The sequence below is a fragment of the Bradyrhizobium sp. AS23.2 genome, from assembly GCF_001908185.1.
Taxonomy (GTDB): Bacteria; Pseudomonadota; Alphaproteobacteria; order Rhizobiales; family Xanthobacteraceae; genus Bradyrhizobium.
Genome location: NZ_LGHM01000196.1, coordinates 1 through 17165, shown reverse-complemented (window position 1 = coordinate 17165; position 17165 = coordinate 1). Strand labels below are relative to the sequence as shown.

14 protein-coding genes and 1 pseudogene are annotated in these 17165 nt (G+C 62.3%); 7 read left to right on the top strand and 8 right to left on the bottom strand.

Going from position 1 to position 17165, the window contains the following annotated elements; all coding sequences use genetic code 11:
* The 5 genes from AC630_RS35740 to AC630_RS35720 all read right to left on the bottom strand — a co-directional run.
* Positions 1 to 1089, bottom strand: a 1089-nt coding sequence (locus AC630_RS35740; RefSeq protein WP_208867091.1) for a caspase family protein, incomplete at its 3' end; no start/stop codon positions are given.
* A 197-nt stretch (positions 1090 to 1286) separates the two neighbouring features.
* The gene (locus AC630_RS35735) at positions 1287 to 2027 is read right to left on the bottom strand and encodes a carbonic anhydrase (RefSeq protein ID WP_074123099.1); all 741 of its coding nucleotides are present in this window, start codon (positions 2025 to 2027) and stop codon (positions 1287 to 1289) included.
* Between the two features lie 99 nt (positions 2028 to 2126).
* On the bottom strand, positions 2127 to 2651 hold the full coding sequence (locus tag AC630_RS35730) for a hypothetical protein (protein ID WP_083636503.1): 525 nt from the start codon (positions 2649 to 2651) through the stop codon (positions 2127 to 2129).
* A 120-nt stretch (positions 2652 to 2771) separates the two neighbouring features.
* A complete protein-coding gene (gene dnaE / locus AC630_RS35725; RefSeq protein ID WP_074123098.1) occupies positions 2772 to 6275 on the bottom strand; it encodes a DNA polymerase III subunit alpha in 3504 nt (1167 codons plus the stop codon).
* Positions 6276 to 6817: 542 nt separating this feature from the next.
* Complete coding sequence (locus tag AC630_RS35720) at positions 6818 to 7534, bottom strand: outer membrane protein (RefSeq protein WP_074123097.1); 717 nt, start codon at positions 7532 to 7534, stop codon at positions 6818 to 6820.
* A 254-nt stretch (positions 7535 to 7788) separates the two neighbouring features.
* On the opposite strand from AC630_RS35720, the gene AC630_RS35715 reads away from it, so the two are divergent.
* From AC630_RS35715 to AC630_RS48525, 3 genes and pseudogenes are all read left to right on the top strand, one after another.
* A complete protein-coding gene (locus AC630_RS35715) occupies positions 7789 to 8109 on the top strand; it encodes a DUF3551 domain-containing protein (RefSeq protein ID WP_074123096.1) in 321 nt (106 codons plus the stop codon).
* A 1-nt stretch (position 8110) separates the two neighbouring features.
* On the top strand, positions 8111 to 8365 hold the full coding sequence (locus AC630_RS35710; protein WP_074123095.1) for a DUF3551 domain-containing protein: 255 nt from the start codon (positions 8111 to 8113) through the stop codon (positions 8363 to 8365).
* A gap of 925 nt (positions 8366 to 9290) precedes the next feature.
* Positions 9291 to 9380, top strand: a pseudogene (locus tag AC630_RS48525) (YidB family protein); the annotation flags it as partial.
* Positions 9381 to 9454: 74 nt separating this feature from the next.
* On the opposite strand, the gene AC630_RS48135 reads toward AC630_RS48525, so the two are convergent.
* Entirely contained in the window at positions 9455 to 10852 is a 1398-nt protein-coding gene (locus AC630_RS48135; protein ID WP_074123094.1) for an invasion associated locus B family protein, read from the bottom strand.
* 222 nt (positions 10853 to 11074) lie between these two features.
* Between AC630_RS48135 and AC630_RS35700 the strand changes: the two genes are divergently transcribed.
* Entirely contained in the window at positions 11075 to 11518 is a 444-nt protein-coding gene (locus AC630_RS35700) for a hypothetical protein (protein ID WP_074123101.1), read from the top strand.
* A 67-nt stretch (positions 11519 to 11585) separates the two neighbouring features.
* Here AC630_RS35700 and map read toward each other — a convergent pair whose 3' ends face one another.
* Positions 11586 to 12335, bottom strand: a complete 750-nt coding sequence (map, locus tag AC630_RS35695; RefSeq protein WP_074123100.1) for a type I methionyl aminopeptidase — start codon at positions 12333 to 12335, stop codon at positions 11586 to 11588.
* A 267-nt stretch (positions 12336 to 12602) separates the two neighbouring features.
* Between map and groES the strand changes: the two genes are divergently transcribed.
* From groES to AC630_RS35680, 3 genes are all read left to right on the top strand, one after another.
* A complete protein-coding gene (gene groES / locus AC630_RS35690) occupies positions 12603 to 12917 on the top strand; it encodes a co-chaperone GroES (RefSeq protein WP_074123093.1) in 315 nt (104 codons plus the stop codon).
* A 153-nt stretch (positions 12918 to 13070) separates the two neighbouring features.
* Positions 13071 to 14711 carry a chaperonin GroEL gene (groL, locus tag AC630_RS35685; RefSeq protein ID WP_074123092.1) on the top strand — a complete coding sequence of 547 codons (1641 nt, stop codon included), beginning with the start codon at positions 13071 to 13073 and terminating at the stop codon, positions 14709 to 14711.
* A gap of 348 nt (positions 14712 to 15059) precedes the next feature.
* Positions 15060 to 16094 carry a sulfite exporter TauE/SafE family protein gene (locus AC630_RS35680; protein WP_083636502.1) on the top strand — a complete coding sequence of 345 codons (1035 nt, stop codon included), beginning with the start codon at positions 15060 to 15062 and terminating at the stop codon, positions 16092 to 16094.
* A gap of 181 nt (positions 16095 to 16275) precedes the next feature.
* On the opposite strand, the gene AC630_RS44635 is transcribed toward AC630_RS35680, so the two are convergent.
* Positions 16276 to 16485, bottom strand: coding sequence for a hypothetical protein (locus tag AC630_RS44635; protein ID WP_084810822.1), 210 nt, complete (start codon positions 16483 to 16485; stop codon positions 16276 to 16278).
* Between the last annotated feature and the right edge of the window lie 680 nt (positions 16486 to 17165).

Below are 17165 nucleotides of genomic sequence, written 5' to 3'. Positions count from 1 at the left end.
CGCCAGCCGCCGGCGCGCATCCGCCGCATGCGGCCCGCGCGGATAGCGGCGCAGATACGACCAGTACGCCTCCGGCGAGTCGTTCCGGTAGGTTCGCCGCCAGGTGATCGCCTCGCGGCGCGCCGCGACGATCGCCATCACCCGCCTCGAAAGCGGATCGCTCGGATAGGCCGTGAGAAACTCCTCATAGGCCGGCAGCGTGTCGCGCTCGAGCGCGGCAGCGTACGCATCCTGCACGCCGAGATCGCGGATCGGCTTGTTGCGAATCGCGGCGACCTGGTCGGGCGCGGCCTCCGGCGGCGGCGCATCGGGCCCGCGCTCGAAGAACGAGAATTGCGCGGATATCTTCTGCTCGTTCCAGGGCACCTGCGCGCCCTTGCTGGCCTCGTTGACGCGCAGGCGGACGCGGTCGAACACATCCGGCAGCGCCAGGCCGCCGGTGCGGATCATCTCGGCCAGCGACTGCGCGTAGATACCGTACGGCCCGGGCTCTTCCGGAGCCACCGTGCCGGGCGCAGCGTTGAAGGCGATCAGCATGTTCGGATCCGGCTCGACCAGCGCCAGCCCGCTCGCGATCGGTTGGCCGCCCTCGATGAAGGGCTGCGCGCGGGCTGCATCCAGCACCACGATGTTGGCCTTGAGCGGAATGGCCGCGAGCTGGCGGGCATAGTCGCTGATGCGCAGGCCTTCGGTCGGAATGTCGGTGTCGCGGCCGATGCTGGAATCGACCGGGATGAAATAGTTCTCGCCGGCAAGCTGCACGCCGTAGCCGGCGAGGTAGATCATCGCGACGGTGCCCGGGCCGGAGGCCTGCGCCTTCTGGATGAAGTCGCGAAAGCTCTTGCGCAGCGTGTCGCCGTCGAGATCCCGCGCACCGACCACGTCGAAGCCCGCGGCCTGAAGCGTTTGCGCGATCAGGCCGGCATCGTTCGCCGTCGTCGCCAGCGGCGACTTGGTATAGGCACCGTTGCCGACCACGAGCGCAATGCGCTTTTCTTGCTGCTGCGCGCGCGCCGGATCAGGCGCACCTACAGCAAGCACCACGATCGGCAGGAGAAGGCTGATGAAGACTCTGAGCGTCCCACGCATGGCTTGCTTGCCCGCTATCTTATTGTGGAGGTGACACCGCGCATGAGACGCGCGGCCGGCTGAACGGCACTTGAACGAAAGGCGCGGATTGAGGCAGTGGCATGGCGCCCAGTCAACGTCAAACCCTTGCGTCCCCCCCTGCGTCAGGCCTGCGTAAGTCTCGCGACCACAAAGCGGCACAAGCGCGGTCAGCTCGTTCAGCCCTGTGCGGTCAGTTCGACCGCTCCCGTCGTAAGCCGGTAGATGCCGCCCACCACCTTCAGCTTGCCCTGCTCCACGGCCGCATTGAGGATCGGCGCGGCCGACTTCAGCTTCGCGACGTTGTCGATCACGTTCTGCCGGATCGCCTTGTCGAGCAGGTCCCCTCCCTGCTGCATCGCAGCCTTGGCGGCGGGCGCGATCGCATCGACCAGCGAGGGAATGTGTCCCGGCGGCGGCTTGTCGTCCTTGATCGCCTTCAGCGTCGCATCGACCGCGCCGCAAGCATCATGGCCGAGAACGAGGATCAGTGGCGTATTGAGCACCGCCACCGCGTATTCCAGGCTGGCGATGGTCTCGTTGCCGGCAAAATTCCCGGCGACGCGGCAGACAAAGAGATCGCCGCGGCCGGTGTCGAAGGCATATTCCGGCGCGATACGCGAGTCGGCGCAGCTCAGGACGGCTGCGAAGGGATTCTGCCCGCCGGCAAGCGCCTCGCGCTCGTGCTTGAAATCGTGGCGTCGCGACACGCCGTCGACGTAGCGCGTGTTGCCCGCCATCAACCGCTTCAACGCTGCATCGGGCGACAGCACGTTCTGCGGCTTTGGCGGCGCCTTGGTCTCCTTGGCGAACGCTCGGCCGGCGAAGGCCACGCTCAGCGCCGAGGCGGCCAACAGCATCGCGGAACGCCGCGACGGCCCCGTGTGATTGAAGCGATCTTCAGAGCACTTCTCGCACATCGCTCGTTTCCTCGGCCGCTCCAGCGCGATTAGCGCAGATGCGTTATTCTACATCCTGGTTGGAATGGCGTCACGACCCCTGACGGCGCTGCACCGCATCTATTGGGCCAGTTTCAGCTCGGCGATCGTCGTCCGTGCCGCCGTTTCGTCCAGCGCCAGAAAATCCATCGGACCCTGGTTCTTGTAGCCGGAGGTCATCGCGAGCGTGAGGCCATAGCCCAACACTCCCGTGCTCGCATTTGCGATCACAGCATTCTTGCGCTCGCTCACACGCGCAACGAAAAACAGGGTCTCGCCCGACCGCGCGGAAAAATCGTTGCGCGTGACGCCGGGAAAGCCCGCCTCCTCAGCCACGAACTGATGCTGACCGGCCGGACGATCGACATAGACATAAGTCCCGGTCTTCAGACCCGTGAGCGGCGCGCCGTCGAGGCTGAATCCCCAGCCCGTATCGGCGAGGCCGCCGTAGCCTTTTTCACGAAGCACGACGATACGCGCCTGGCCCGCCTTTGGCGGCCCGACCTTCCGCAACGTCTCCGAATAATCCAGCCCGCTCCTCGCGGTCGTCTCACAGCCGCATAGCAACGCCGCAGCCACGAGCAGCACCAGCCCGCGCAATAGCATCACGCCCCCCCGAACTGCTTTCCCCGGAGGCATGCTAGCCGGAAACATCGCCTGGTTGCAACGGCGCGATCACATCTACCACGCCGGTCAAGCCGGCGCGTTCCTTTGCGGCGGCCGGCGCTAGAGCTGCTGCACGTCCACGACGCCCACGACCGCCTTGATCGCGCCGGCGATCTGCGGCGAGACCTTGAAGCGGCCGGGCAGTTTCATCTCCACCTCGGTCTCGAGATCGAGCATCATCACCAGCGAGACTTCGCCGTCGCCATTGGAGCGCGGCGCGATGCCCGGACTCCCGATTTTTGGCGCGGCACTGTTCGAGGCGGCCATGTCGGGACCCGCGAGGCGCTTGGCGATCGATTCCAGCGGCTTGGTGTCGCGCAGGAAGATGCGCAGGCCTTTCTGCGTCTTGGCCGCGGCGTCATCCAGCGGCTCGGCGTGCAGCACGCGGGCGCGGACGTCCTCGCCCTGAAGCTCGGCACCGAGCTGGAGCAGCACGGCGGCGCCCGGCTCGAGCACGTCACGGTATTGCGCCAGCCCTTCGGAGAACAACACCGCCTCGAAATGGCCGGTCGGATCAGACAGGCCCATGATGCCCATCTTGTTGCCGGTCTTGGTGCGCCGCTCCATGCGCGACACCACGGTGGCCGCAACCTTTCCGGCCGTCGCGCCGGTCTTCACCGCGCGCGAGAATTCCGCCCAGCTCTGCACCCGCAGCCGCTTCAGCACGGTGGCGTAATCGTCGAGCGGATGGCCGGACAGGAAGAAGCCGATCGCGTCGTATTCCCGGCGCAGCCGCTCGGCCGGCAGCCACGGCTCGACCTGCGGCAGCATGATGCTCGGCGCGTCCGCGGAGCCGCCGAACATGTCGTTCTGGCCGATGGTCTCGGCCTGATGCGCGCGCTGGCAGGCGGCGAGGATCGAGTCCGCGCCGGCGAAGACGCGGGCCCGGTTCGGGTCCAGCGTATCGAAGGCGCCGGCGGCGGCAAGACTTTCGATGATGCGCTTGTTGATCGCGCGCGGATTGACCCGCGCGGCGAAGTCGGCGAGCGAGGTGAACAGCCCCCGCTTCGTGCGCTCCTCGATGATCTGCTCGATCGCCTGGATGCCGACGCCCTTCAGCGCTGCGAGCGCGTAGTAGATCGTGTTCTCGCCGACGTCGAAGGTCGCGCCGGACCGGTTGATGTTCGGCGGCTCGACCTTGATGCCGAGACGCTGCGCCTCGGAGCGGAATTCGGAGAGTTTGTCGGTGTTGTTCAGATCGAGCGTCATCGACGCCGCGATGAACTCCACCGGATAATGCGCCTTCATGTAGGCGGTGTGGTAGGACACCAGCGCATAGGCTGCCGCGTGGCTCTTGTTGAAGCCGTAGTCGGCGAATTTCGCCAGCAATTCGAAGATGGTCTCGGCCTGCGCCTTCGGCACGCCGTTCTTCACCGCGCCCGCAACGAAGATGTCGCGCTGCTTGTCCATCTCGGCGCGGATCTTCTTGCCCATGGCGCGGCGGAGCAGGTCGGCGTCGCCGAGCGAGTAGCCCGACATCACCTGCGCGATCTGCATCACCTGTTCCTGGTAGATGATGACGCCGAACGTCTCCTTCAGGATCGGCTCCAGAACCGGATGCAGATATTCCGGCTCCTCGTCGCCGTGCTTGCGCGCGCAATAGGTCGGGATGTTCGCCATCGGACCCGGACGATAGAGCGCAACCAGCGCGATGATGTCCTCGAAACGGTCGGGGCGCATGTCGATCAGCGCGCGCCGCATGCCCTGACTTTCAACCTGGAACACGCCGACCACATCGCCGCGCGCCAGCATCTGGTAGCTATCGGCATCGTCGATCGGGAGCGTGGCGAGATCGACGTCGATGTTGCGCGGCTTCAAGAGCTTCACAGCGACGTCGAGCACGGTCAGGGTCTTCAGGCCGAGGAAGTCGAATTTCACGAGGCCGGCGGGCTCGACCCACTTCATGTTGAACTGGGTCACCGGCATGTCGGATTTGGGATCGCGGTAGAGCGGCACGAGCTCGCTCAAGGGACGATCGCCGATCACGATACCGGCCGCGTGGGTCGAGGCGTGGCGCGTCAGGCCCTCGAGGCGCTGCGCGATGTCGAAGGCGCGCGCCACCACTGGGTCTTCATCGCGGAACGCCTGAAGCTTCGGCTCGCTCTCGATCGCAGCCGCCAGCGTGACCGGCGCGGCCGGATTTTGCGGCACGAGCTTTGTGAGCTTGTCGACCTGGCCATAGGGCATCTGCAGCACGCGGCCGACGTCGCGCAGCACGCCGCGCGCCTGCAGCGTACCGAACGTGATGATCTGCGCGACCTGGTCGCGGCCATAGCGCTGCTGCACGTACTGGATCACCTCGCCGCGGCGATCCTGGCAGAAGTCGATGTCGAAGTCCGGCATCGAGACGCGTTCCGGATTGAGGAAGCGCTCGAACAGCAGGCCGAACTTGATCGGGTCGAGGTCGGTGATGGTGAGCGCCCACGCGACCAGCGAGCCTGCGCCGGAGCCGCGGCCCGGTCCGACCGGAATGCCCTGCGACTTCGCCCATTTGATGAAGTCGGACACGATCAGGAAGTAGCCGGCGTACTTCATGCGCATGATAACGTCGAGCTCGAACGCCAGGCGCTTGTTGTAATCCTCTTCCGTGGTGCCCTGGGACAGGCCGTGCACACGCAAGCGGTTGGCGAGCCCCTCCTCCGCCTGGCGCTTCAGCTCGGCCGCCTCGACCGCGGCGGCATCGGAGCTTGCGGCGGCGCCGACGGTGAAGAACGGCAGGATCGGCTTGCGCGTCATCGGGCGGAACGAGCAGCGCTCCGCGATCTCGACCGTCGAGGCCAGTGCCTCCGGAATGTCGGCGAACAGCACCGCCATCTCGGCGCGGGTCTTGAAGCGGTGATCGGGCGTGAGCTGCACGCGATCGGTCTCGGCAATCAGCCGCCCGCCGGCGATGCAAAGCAACGCGTCATGCGCCTCGTAATCGTCGGTCGCGGCGAAGTACGGCTCGTTGGTCGCAACCAGCGGCAGGCCCTTTGCGTAGGCGATGTCGATGAGCCCGCTCTCGATGCGCCGCTCCTTGTCGACGTTGTGGCGCTGCAATTCGACATAGAGGCGATCGCCGAACAGGCTGGCGAGACGTTCGCAGCGCAAAGCCGCAACCTCGGCCTGCCCTGAGGCAAGCGCCAGCGAGATCGGTCCGTCCGGCCCGCCCGTCAGCGCGATCAGGCCTTCGGTCTCACCTTCGAGCCAGTCGAACTTGATATGGGAGGCATGGGTGTCGGGCGTCTCGAGGAATGCCCGCGAGTTCAGCCGCATCAGGCTGCGATAGCCGCGCTCCTGGGCCGCCAGCAGCACCACGCGCGAGGGCAGAAGCGCGTTACGCGCATTGGGATCCTGGTCGCCGAAATCGATCGCGATCTCGCAGCCGACGATCGGCTGGATGCCGGAGCCCGCCATCTTGTCGGAGAACTCCAGCGCACCGAACATGTTGTCGGTGTCGGTCAGCGCCAGCGCGGGCTGGTGATCCTTCTTGGCAAGCTCGGCGAGCTTGGCGATCTTGATCGAGCCCTTGAGCAGCGAAAAGGCCGAGTGAACGTGAAGGTGGACAAATCCGGCGCTCGGCATGGTCGCGTGACGGCCTCTTGCAGATGAGATGGAGCGGTCAGCGCCAAGGGGATGCCTAGGGGATGCCTAGGGGATCATGGAGGGCATCCTGCACCCGCCCCGCCGACTCGCCTCACAATGGTGGGGTGTCGTCGCCGCAGAGTCCACGCCGGAGCGGCCAATCAGCCGCGTCGTCCTGCTTTTCCCCAAGCCGGTCCCCAAGTCGGTCCCCAAGTCGGCCCCTTTGAGGCTTCGGTCGGGTTCGCGAGCATCGGCTTTGTAAACCGCGGCCCTAGAGCTGCGGAATCACCTGAGCCCAGATCGCAATCATCCCGACGAACAGCGTGATCGACGCCAGTGCGGCCGCTTCTTCCACGAAAACCCTGAACATGTCTCGCTCCTTCACTAGAACGTATGAAGAACATTGTTCTCATTTCGTTCTCAGGAGTCAAGCGCTCCGGGATATCTCGAAACGGGATGGTTAACTCACTGAATTCAAACAAAAAAAAGCCCCGGCCAACGGCCGGGGCTTTCGACGATCGCTTCGTGCGAAGCGATTAGTCTCAGTACCTCGCGATGGCCGGGCCGCCGAACTTGTAGTTCAGGCGAACGAGGCCCATGTCGACGTCCTGCTTGATGTTGTCGGTCACGCCGGCGATCGTCACGTTCTGGTCGCCCAGGAAGATGTGGTTGTACTCGACGCCAACCGACCAGTTCGGAGCAAAGCCGATCTCGAGGCCGGCACCGATCGTGCCACCCCAGCGGGTGTTGCTGGCCGAACCGAGGCTCGCACCGGCCGCGTTGAACACCTCGTACTTGTCGCCGACGACGGCGGCACCGCCCTTGGCGTAGAGCAGCACGTTGTTCCAGGCATAGCCGACCTGGCCGGTGATCAGGCCGAACGAATCGATCTTGGAGTGGTTGCGCGTATTGAACACGGCGCTGAGATTGTCGCCGGAGAAGTCAGCCCAGTTGCCCTGGCCTTCCACGCCGAACACCAACTGGCCGGACTGCCAGCGATAGCCGATCTGGCCACCGACGGTGCCACCGGTCGCATTGTGCGAACCCTCGCGGAGACCACCGACGACGTCCCAGGTCGTGTGCGCGGAGCCGCCACCGCCGTTGATACCGATGTAGAAACCGCTCCAGTCGTAGATCGCGGCGACCATCGCCGGCGGCGCCTTGGTGTAAGGCCGCGCAGCGAGGTCAGCAGCCATCGCCGGCGCAGCCGCGCCGAGCGCGACAAGGCTAACAGCGGCGAGCAACACTTTCTTGTTCATTTGAGTCCCGTTCCAGTTTCGTCATTAGGCCCCCGGGCCGTGGTGTCGTCATAACAGCGATCGATGGAATTGCTGTAACCCCGACGCAACAGTCAGCTCCAAAGGCCCCTGCTCAGTTAATGGATGTTTATCGGAGCGCGCCGGAACCCCTTTGAAACAAGAGTTTCCACGAGTTCCAATGTCGATTACACGACATATGCGGCAAATGCGCGTAGGGACTCAACGCGCACACAAGCGCGTGATCGGAGAATTGAATGCGTGGACGAATTGCTCTCCCTATTGTCGCCACACTTTTGCCTGCGCTCGCCACATTTGCTTTCTCGTTCAGCACAAGCACGCCAGCGCGCGCCTTCGGTACTCACCATGCCTTCTGCCTCACAGGTGATGAATGGCCAGGGCTGACCAATTGCACGTTCGACAGCTACGCGCAGTGTCAGGCGAGCGCGTCGGGCCGCGCACTGACATGCATCGCGAACCCGTATTTCGCAGGCCAGAGTGATGATCCCTACGCGTATCAGAATCGTCCCCGCGCGCAGATCCCGGGATATTCGCCGGGCTATCTCGTGCCGCGCTGAGATGCGTCGCGCTTGCCTCGCGCTAGCTGCGACCGGCATGCTCCTCGCGAGCGCGCCCGCGCAGGCGCAGACCTACGATCCGAACTATCCGGTCTGCATGCAGATCTACGGCCCGGTCGGCTATTTCGATTGCCGCTACACTTCGCTTGAGCAGTGCAGGTATCTCGCCGTTGGTCGCTCCGCGACATGCGTCGTGAACCCGTATTTTCCAGGGAAGCGATCGAAGGCCCCTTCCCGTTCGAGGCGCGCCGACTAGGGTTGGCACGTGCCGATCGGGAGGCTGATATTCGGCCTGCCTTGCATTGCGGCTCCGGTGTTGACGCTGAATGATCCGGGTTTAAGTACGACAGACAAATCTTGCAGGGGTGGCGACGTTCGCTGGGCTGGTACCAATGCAGGACACATGACGACCTCGCCGAATGATTGGGCATGGACGCCGACAGCGAGCGACGACGCGGTCTTCGGCGACATTTGCGAGCCGCTGCCCTCAAAGCGTGTGGGATCAATTCGTGGGCGGATTTGGAGAGGGCGTTCTGCATGTGTGGCGCGCAGTGCAGATCAGCTCTCACTACGAACGGCCGTCTGCATGAGCGTGCGATGTCGCCAGGCTCATCCTCGGAGAGAATGGCCTGAGAACGCTGGATCGTCCGCCCTAGCTTGCTTTCGGTGGCTGCAGCCCGGTCGAATTGATCCATTTTTCCATTTGTGCCACGGACTCTAGCTCCAGTGCTTTTGACAAAAGCTTATCTCGCTCTTTGCCTGGTCGCATCTTCTCAGCAGCTGCCACTAAGGCTGCAACCTCAGAGCCCGCATAGTCCCCGCGCCCAATCACGCCCGCCTCCAACTCATCTGGCGACGAGACAAGTATGCAACCTCCGGACGCTGCGCGCCAGAGCAGACAGTTTCACGGTCAAGTTATCGAATGACGCAGCCCGCCGGCGACCTGCATTGAAGACCAGGCGACTTCTCACTCCAGTCAACGTTTGCTCAAGGGGTTGCGTTCTATCCGGGGCGATTAGGACAACCATTCTGGTATTGCCTGCCCAACAGCTTTTTCGCTGAAAATGCAGTAACCTTCGGGCAGCACCCGATTAGTTTCAATTTCTCCAACTGCAACTCCTGGGCGAAATCGGCTGTCCTGTTTCTCGACGGAATGCAACAGACCGGACGATCGCAAGACGGACGAACTTCTCGCCCGACTTTCGCGAGAACTGCCGTCGGCCGTGGACAAGTACACCCCCGACGGCCGATTGCCTCCTCGTAACGGCTGATTTCATCGAGTACAGGGAAATAGCAGGATGAGCATCATCTGGACCATTGCACGCTAAGACATCCGAAAACGGGCTCACTCCTCATCCAGGCCGAATTCAAACGTTTGTGCTGGAGCTCCCTTGCGCGCAGCGGCAAATTGATCGAGCGACAAAGTCAACGCAACGGATGAAGAGTTCAGATCAGTAAGTCCGAGCTCTAGGCTTTTGCCGGATTCTAGTTGCGCTATCAGACTCGTTTCGACGGGGGCCGCCGCGATGCAGATAGTGGTGAGGCACCAATTGAACGGGATTTGGGTGGGCTGCCCCTGATCTATCGTTACCTTGACTCCACGCTGCAGATTCGCCCCTTGTGGAAGAAATATTTGCAAGCGAGCCGGACCGTCGGCGCGCTGAATCAGATCGACACGCGCCACCACCTGATCGAGATCGTCGGTACCAGTAGAGGTCGTTCGGCAGATCGTAGTCCCATCGGACGACTCAAAGCAGAGCTTTCGCCAGTTTGAGTATTGAATCTTTTCAGGGATGCGCACTCGCGGAGCCTTGACTTGAAGCTCCGCAGACGAGGCGTTGCTCGCTTGCTGCTGGGTGTTGCCGGTTGCTGAATGCTTCTCGAGAAACTGGCTTACCAGCGGGGACCAGATCGGCACGGCGTCAGGGGAATCGATCATGAAATGCCCGTCGCTTCCGAACGGCGGCAGCATTCGATATTCCACATTTCCTCCCGCCGCTGCGAAAGTGTCACGCATCCGCTTTGTTAGCTCCGGCCCAAAATAGCTATCGTTCTCCGCGTATATCCACAGCATCGGAACTCGCGCAGTCCGACCAAATTCGCCTGTAGCCTCGACGAGCTTATCGGGAGCACAGTTGTTGTTAGGCTTCCCGTCCACTCTACCGCCGCGCCCCGCCGCGAAGGTGACAATGGCCCGAACTGTTGATGGGTTGAGACTCGCAAGAGCGATCGATCCCCATCCGCCGCCCGACTGCCCCACGACAACAACCTTGCCGGGCTGAATGATCTTCTGCTTATGCATGTAGTCGATGACCCACTCGTTTAGAGTGGCGATGGCGAGCCCGGGGCCCCGAAAGTTCGGGTTGTCGCAGCTACCGACATGCGCAAACACCGCTCCGTAGAGCCCCTGATCTTTGTCATCCAGGCTGCTGGCTCCATATCTCACCGGGGAGATGACGAAGTAGCCTTGGTTCGCGAACCACCGTGCGGCAGCTCGGTATTCGATCGTCGGAAACATCGTTCGTTCTTGGAGGCCCAGCGCAATTCCATGGTTCATGATCAGGAGCGGAAACGGGCCATCGCCGACTGGCTTCACCACGAAGGCAAGCACGGGCAGCGGAAAGGGTAGCCCCCAAATTTCCTCTTGGATTCTTGGCGATGCAGCAACTTCTTCTGCAACAGCCGGGGAATGGAGGGGCAGACTTGCCAGCAAGATCAGAAGAACCAGAAGGCGCTTCAGCATCTCCTTACTCCGCTCCGCTCTCGGGAAACAATGCCGCAGATGGCATCGGAAGGCTAAGTGGCCGAGCCTCGAACCCTTTGACGTAGATCAAGCCCCGAAGTTCAACGACGCCAAGGATCGTCGCGTTGATAAACCGCTTTTGGCCCTTTGCGACATATTGCTCTACGGCGCGAGTTTGGTCCCTTCACGCACCAACGCGCCTCGCACAGCACGGAGATGATCATGAGGTCCTCGAGTTTTCTGCGTACCGCCATTCTCGCTGCAGCCAGTGCCTTGCTTCTCGGCACAGGCGCCCAGGCCGGGCCGATGCCGACACATGTGACGACGATGAAATCGATGGTCGATCAGAACACCACCGAAGTACGTTGGGTTGGCGGCTGGCGCGGCGGCTACGGCTATCGCGGCGTCGGACGGGGCTACCGCGGAGGCTGGGGCTATCGCGGCTACGGTTATCGCGGCCTCGGTTACGGTGTCGCCGGCGCCGTCGTTGGCGGCGCGATTGCGAGGAGTGCCTATTACGGAGGCTATGGCGGCTACTACGGCGGATACTATGGCGGCGGCTATCCGGTCTACAGCCCCCCGATCGTGTTGTATTACGGCCATAGCAACGTCTACGGCTATGGCGGCAGCTATTGCCCGCCCTATGACGGCTACGCCGGCTACTAATCTAGTTGGTGAATGCCTCGTAAGGCCCCACGGAGCACAAGACGCCCCGGCTTTGGCTTGAGAGGCCTTAGCCGGCCAGCGTAACGATCAACGGTCCGTTTCGGGTTGCGACGACGGTGTGTTCGTATTGAACGGTAGGCGCCTCGGGGCTGCTATAGAGCGTCCATGGATCATCGCCATCCTGTGCCCACTCGGCGCCAAGGGACAGGAACGGCTCGACGGTGAACACGAGACCGTTGCTCATGATGCGGCGTTCGGAGCGGTCGGGCCATGTTGCGATCTCTGTCGGCTCCTCATGGAGCGACAAGCCGACACCGTGACTGGCGAGGTTCCTGACGAGACTGTAGCCGTTCTTCCGCGCAAAGGTCCCGATGGCCTGACCGATGCCGGCAATCGGTTTGCCGGCTCCAACTTGCTGCAAGCCGGTCCACATCGCCCGCCGGCCATCCCTGCAAAGACGTTCGATCGTGCTGGCTACGGGTGGAACGGCGAACGAGGCTCCGGTATCCGCAAAGAAGCCGTTCTTCTCGGCTGACACGTCGATGTTGACCAGGTCGCCGCGCTCGATCCGCCGGTCACCCGGGATGCCATGGGCGATCTCCTCGTTCACGCTGATGCAGGTCGCGCCAGGGAAGTCGTAGGCCAGCTCCGGAGCCGAGCGTGCCCCGGCAGCCTCCAGGAGTTTTCGCCCGATCTGGTCGAGTTCGCAGGTCGTCATGCCCGGCTCAAGGGCCTCCCCCATCGCCTCCAGGGCATTGGCGACGATACGCCCGATCTCTTTCAGGCGGGTGAGGTCGTTGTCATCCGAGATTGTCATGTCAGGCGACATAGCGCCTGCGCACGCGAGTTGCAAACGACGCGCGCGCCCTGCGGCGGCCGGGTCAGCAATTCCGGAAACGCGGGTGGCAAACTTGTGGGCGGTCATTCCGGTAACCCGGCTCGCCGCAAGCATCCGTCCTCGAGAAACCTAAGTCGTAAGTTGCAATCAAACACCGTGGGGGCCGAACCTCTTGCGCCCCAGTATCACTGGCATATTGTTGCGACTGCCAACCCAGAAAATATTCACCAAGGTCGGGAGGACTGCATGAAATTCCGTCCGCTTCACGACCGCGTCGTGGTCAAGCGCATCGAAGCTGAGGAGAAGACCACTGGCGGCATCATCATTCCCGACACGGCCAAGGAAAAGCCCTCTCAGGGCGAAGTCGTCGCCGTCGGCCCTGGCGGCCGCGATGAGAGCGGCAAGCTGATCCCGATCGACGTCCAGATCGGCGACCGCGTGCTGTTCGGCAAGTGGTCGGGCACCGAGGTCAAAATCGACGGCCAAGAACTGTTGATCATGAAGGAGAGCGACATCATGGGCGTTCTCACTGACAGCTCCACCAAGAAAAAAGCCGCTTGAGCCGCACGCACGCTTCCTCACCCTGAAGAGCCGGCGCAGCCGGCATCTGAGGATGAGGTCAAGACCCAACTCAACTTCTTCTTCGAGACGCCCGCTTCAGGAGGAGCACGCGCCTCGGGACGAGGAGCAGAGATCAACTAAGGGGAAGCAGACATGTCAGCCAAAGAACTCAAATTCGGCGTCGATGCCCGCGACCGGATGCTGCGCGGCGTCGACATTCTCGCCAATGCCGTCAGGGTGACGCTCGGGCCCAAGGGCCGCAACGTTGTGCTCGACAAATCGTTCGGCGCACCCCGCATCACCAAGGACGGCGTCGCCGTCGCCAAGGAGATCGAACTCGAGGACAAGTTCGAGAACATGGGCGCGCAGATGGTACGCGAGGTGGCCGCCAAATCCGCTGACGCGGCCGGCGACGGCACCACCACCGCCACCGTGCTTGCGGCCGCGATCGTCCGCGAGGGCGCCAAGTCGGTTGCCGCCGGCATGAACCCCATGGACCTCAAGCGCGGTATCGACCTCGCCGTCGAAGCTGTGGTGGCCGACATCGCGAAGAACGCCAAGAAGGTCACCTCCAATGAGGAGATCGCCCAGGTCGGCACGATTTCGGCCAATGGCGACGCCGAGATCGGCAAGTTCCTTGCGGACGCCATGAAGAAGGTCGGCAACGAGGGCGTAATTACGGTCGAAGAAGCGAAATCGCTACAGACCGAGCTCGACGTCGTCGAGGGCATGCAGTTCGACCGCGGCTATATCTCGCCCTACTTCGTCACCAACGCGGACAAGATGCGCGCTGAGATGGACGACGCCTACATCCTCATCAACGAGAAGAAGCTCTCCTCGCTGAATGAGCTGCTTCCGCTGCTCGAGGCCGTGGTGCAGAGCGGCAAGCCGCTGGTCATCGTCGCGGAAGACGTCGAAGGTGAAGCGCTCGCGACGCTGGTCGTGAACCGTCTCCGTGGCGGCTTGAAAGTCGCTGCCGTCAAGGCGCCAGGCTTCGGTGACCGCCGCAAGGCCATGCTGCAGGACATCGCGATCCTGACCGGCGGCCAGTGCATCTCGGAAGACCTCGGCATCAAGCTAGAGAACGTCACGCTCGACATGCTCGGCCGCGCCAAGAGGGTGATAATCGACAAGGAGACCACCACGATCGTCAACGGCGCCGGCAAGAAGGCCGACATCGAGGCGCGCGTCGGCCAGATCAAGGTGCAGATCGAGGAGACCACCTCGGACTACGACCGCGAGAAGCTGCAGGAGCGTCTCGCCAAGCTCGCGGGCGGCGTCGCGGTGATCCGCGTCGGCGGCGCGACCGAGGTCGAGGTGAAAGAGCGCAAGGATCGCGTTGATGACGCGATGCATGCGACCCGTGCGGCGGTCGAGGAAGGCATCCTGCCGGGCGGCGGCGTCGCCCTGCTCCGTGCCTCCGAGCATCTCAAGGGCATCCGCACCAAAAACGACGACCAGAAGACCGGCGTCGAGATCGTGCGCAAGGCGCTGTCCTGGCCGGCCCGCCAGATCGCGATAAATGCGGGCGAGGACGGCTCGGTCGTGGTCGGTAAGGTCCTGGAGAAGGAACAGTACGGCTACGGCTTTGACGCGCAGACCGGCGAATACGGCAACCTGGTCTCCAAGGGCATCATCGACCCGGCCAAGGTCGTCCGTGTGGCTATCCAGAATTCAGCTTCGATTGCGGCGCTTCTGATCACCACCGAGGCCATGGTCGCGGAGCTGCCCAAGAAGGGCGGCGCCGGCCCGGCCATGCCTCCGGGCGGCGGCATGGGGGGTATGGACTTCTAAGCCACCCATTGAGCGCCCAAAAGTACAAGGAAGGCTCGGTATTGCTACCGGGCCTTTCTGCGTTAGGCCGTGAACCCATAAATCTGCCGGGCGGAGGCTTGCCAGAGTCCGCTATTCACCAATAGCGACCAAATTCTGCAGCGCAGCTAAATGACGCGAAGGGCCATTAGCGGAAGTAGTGGCCGCCGGGCTCAGAGAGGTGCTCGGCCCTGTGTTAGAGCCGATCCCGGCGGACGAACCTTTTTGAAAACGGCAGGGTTCCTGCCAGCAAACAAACCGTAAGAAGTGGTAAGATAAAGGTGGGTCGCCCCGCGCGGGCGACAATTGCCCGTACACGGGGAGCCAACGATGCCTCCTCTTGATACTGCGGTGATCGTTCTCGCTGGCATCGCTTTTCTTGCAGCCTTCGTAAATGGCGCGCTCGGCTATGGGTTTTCCTCGCTTACCGTGCCGGTGGCTCTCGTTTTCTATGCAAACCGCATCCTGAATCCCGCCGTCGTCCTGGTCGAGGTGGCCACCAACTTCTACGTTCTATTCATCAATCTGAACGGCGTTGCAGCTGTATGGAAGAGGGTGTTTCCAATCATCACCGGGCTCCTGCCCGGCATCGGAATCGGAGCCTTGGTTCTCACGTCGGTTGAGCCAGGCTGGATCAAACTCGGGACCTACGCACTCATTCTGCCCCTCATCCTGGTTCAGGCAGCCGGTTGGCGGAGACCAATTCGGCAAACATGGTGGGTCGGTCTTCCCTTTGGAACAGCGCTGGGCATCCTGTATTCGGTCACCACCATCTCGGGACCGCCGCTGGCGATCCTGTTCAATAACCAAGGTCTGGTCAAAACCGAGTTCCGGGCTGGTCTCGCATTGGTTCGCGTGACCGAGTCGAGCGTGACCGCCATCGTCTATTACCAGCTTGGCCTGTTTACGGCTGAAAGCCAGAACATCTTATGGGTGTTTGTTCCCTGCGTTGTGCTTGGGGTACCGCTCGGCGCCTACGTCATCCGCCATCTGGATGCGGAGACGTTTCGTCGGATATGCATGAGCTTTGATGGGTGGGTCGTGGGATTCGGTTTCTCGCGGGTATTGATCGAGCTGAATTTGGTGCAAAGCCCCTGGGCCTATGTCGTCCTGGTCCTCACATTTTTGATCGACGGCTATTTGCTGTACATCTTTTTCACACGGAGAGCGGCCACAAGGCGATCGGAAAGAGCTTTGCTTACGCCCGGCGCTCCGAGTGGGCCGGATAATCGCATCGCTTCGGAGTTGACCGAGCCTCCCTACGACACACTTGCTCGGCTTAATTGCGACCTCGGTTACGTTGTGGCGATCCTCGCTATCGCCATACTGGTCTTTGCAGTTTTGCCTCCAATTCGCCTGCCATAGAGCGCGGCACAATTTAGAAACGGGGTTGCCCCACAATTCGTAACATCGTAGGACTCAACTGCATTAGCCACCGCAGCAGCAGCCACTAGAGTGGCGTAGGGTCCTGTCAACATCGCTCCCTCCTACAGTCATCCGATCAAAGCTGCGCCGTTGACCCCAAGCCGCGCCGCCCGTAAGCCCATCAACCCTTCAGCGTGAACTTCTTACGAAGTTCGGCAGCGATCGTATCGGCGCGCTCCTGAATGCCTTTTGCATGTTTCGGCGCGGTGATTACAGTCGCCTGCCAGCCGTAGATCGGGTCGGGGCGAACTGATACGTAAGCGCCGCCGATCAACAGCTTCTGAAGGATCATATCTTCGAGTTCAGCGCTGGTTTTTGGCTGCTTCGCCAAGGGGAAGCCCTCCGTGAGGACTATTCTTGCGGTAACCAGTCAGCGCATCACCTGCACGACCAAGTGTTGGTCTTTGGCCCACCTTGATAGGTGCAGAGCCTCAAAGTGCGATATTGGTCTGGGATCAGCGGTCCAGCCTGGGCATTTGCTACCCGCTCTGGCAGCCAGGTCGTTTTTCGCCAATGGCCGTAGGTCTGGCCAGCACTTGCAACGCTCGACATTGTCAGGAACGGCAGCAATAGCGTGATAGCTAGAAGATGTTTGCTCCTCATAGTTTCTACTCCCGGTCTACAGTGAAGCGCGTGTGTCCGCCTCTCGTCGGGGAGAGCAACTCCGCCCGTTCCGCAGGGTCAGGGTTAAGCAGACGCGGGCGATGTTCTGCGGCGAGTAGTTCGGCAGCCGCAGACGACTCTCGACAGGACCTCTTGCCGATGAGACACATAAGTCCGTCACACAAGCACGCTCCACGTCTGATTTTACTGCAAACGCTCAGCCACGCATAGAACTCCCGCAGCGCGATAATTTAGGCCCGAATGGTTGGTGGCTGGCACAAGTTGCTTGCAGTCCCGAGGTCCGCTGTGGGTCACTTTCGACGGACTTGGTGGGGATTGTCGGCTGGTTGATGTCCGCTTTGTCCCGTTAACGACCAAGCTCACGCGGCGGCGCAATATGTCGCGAAG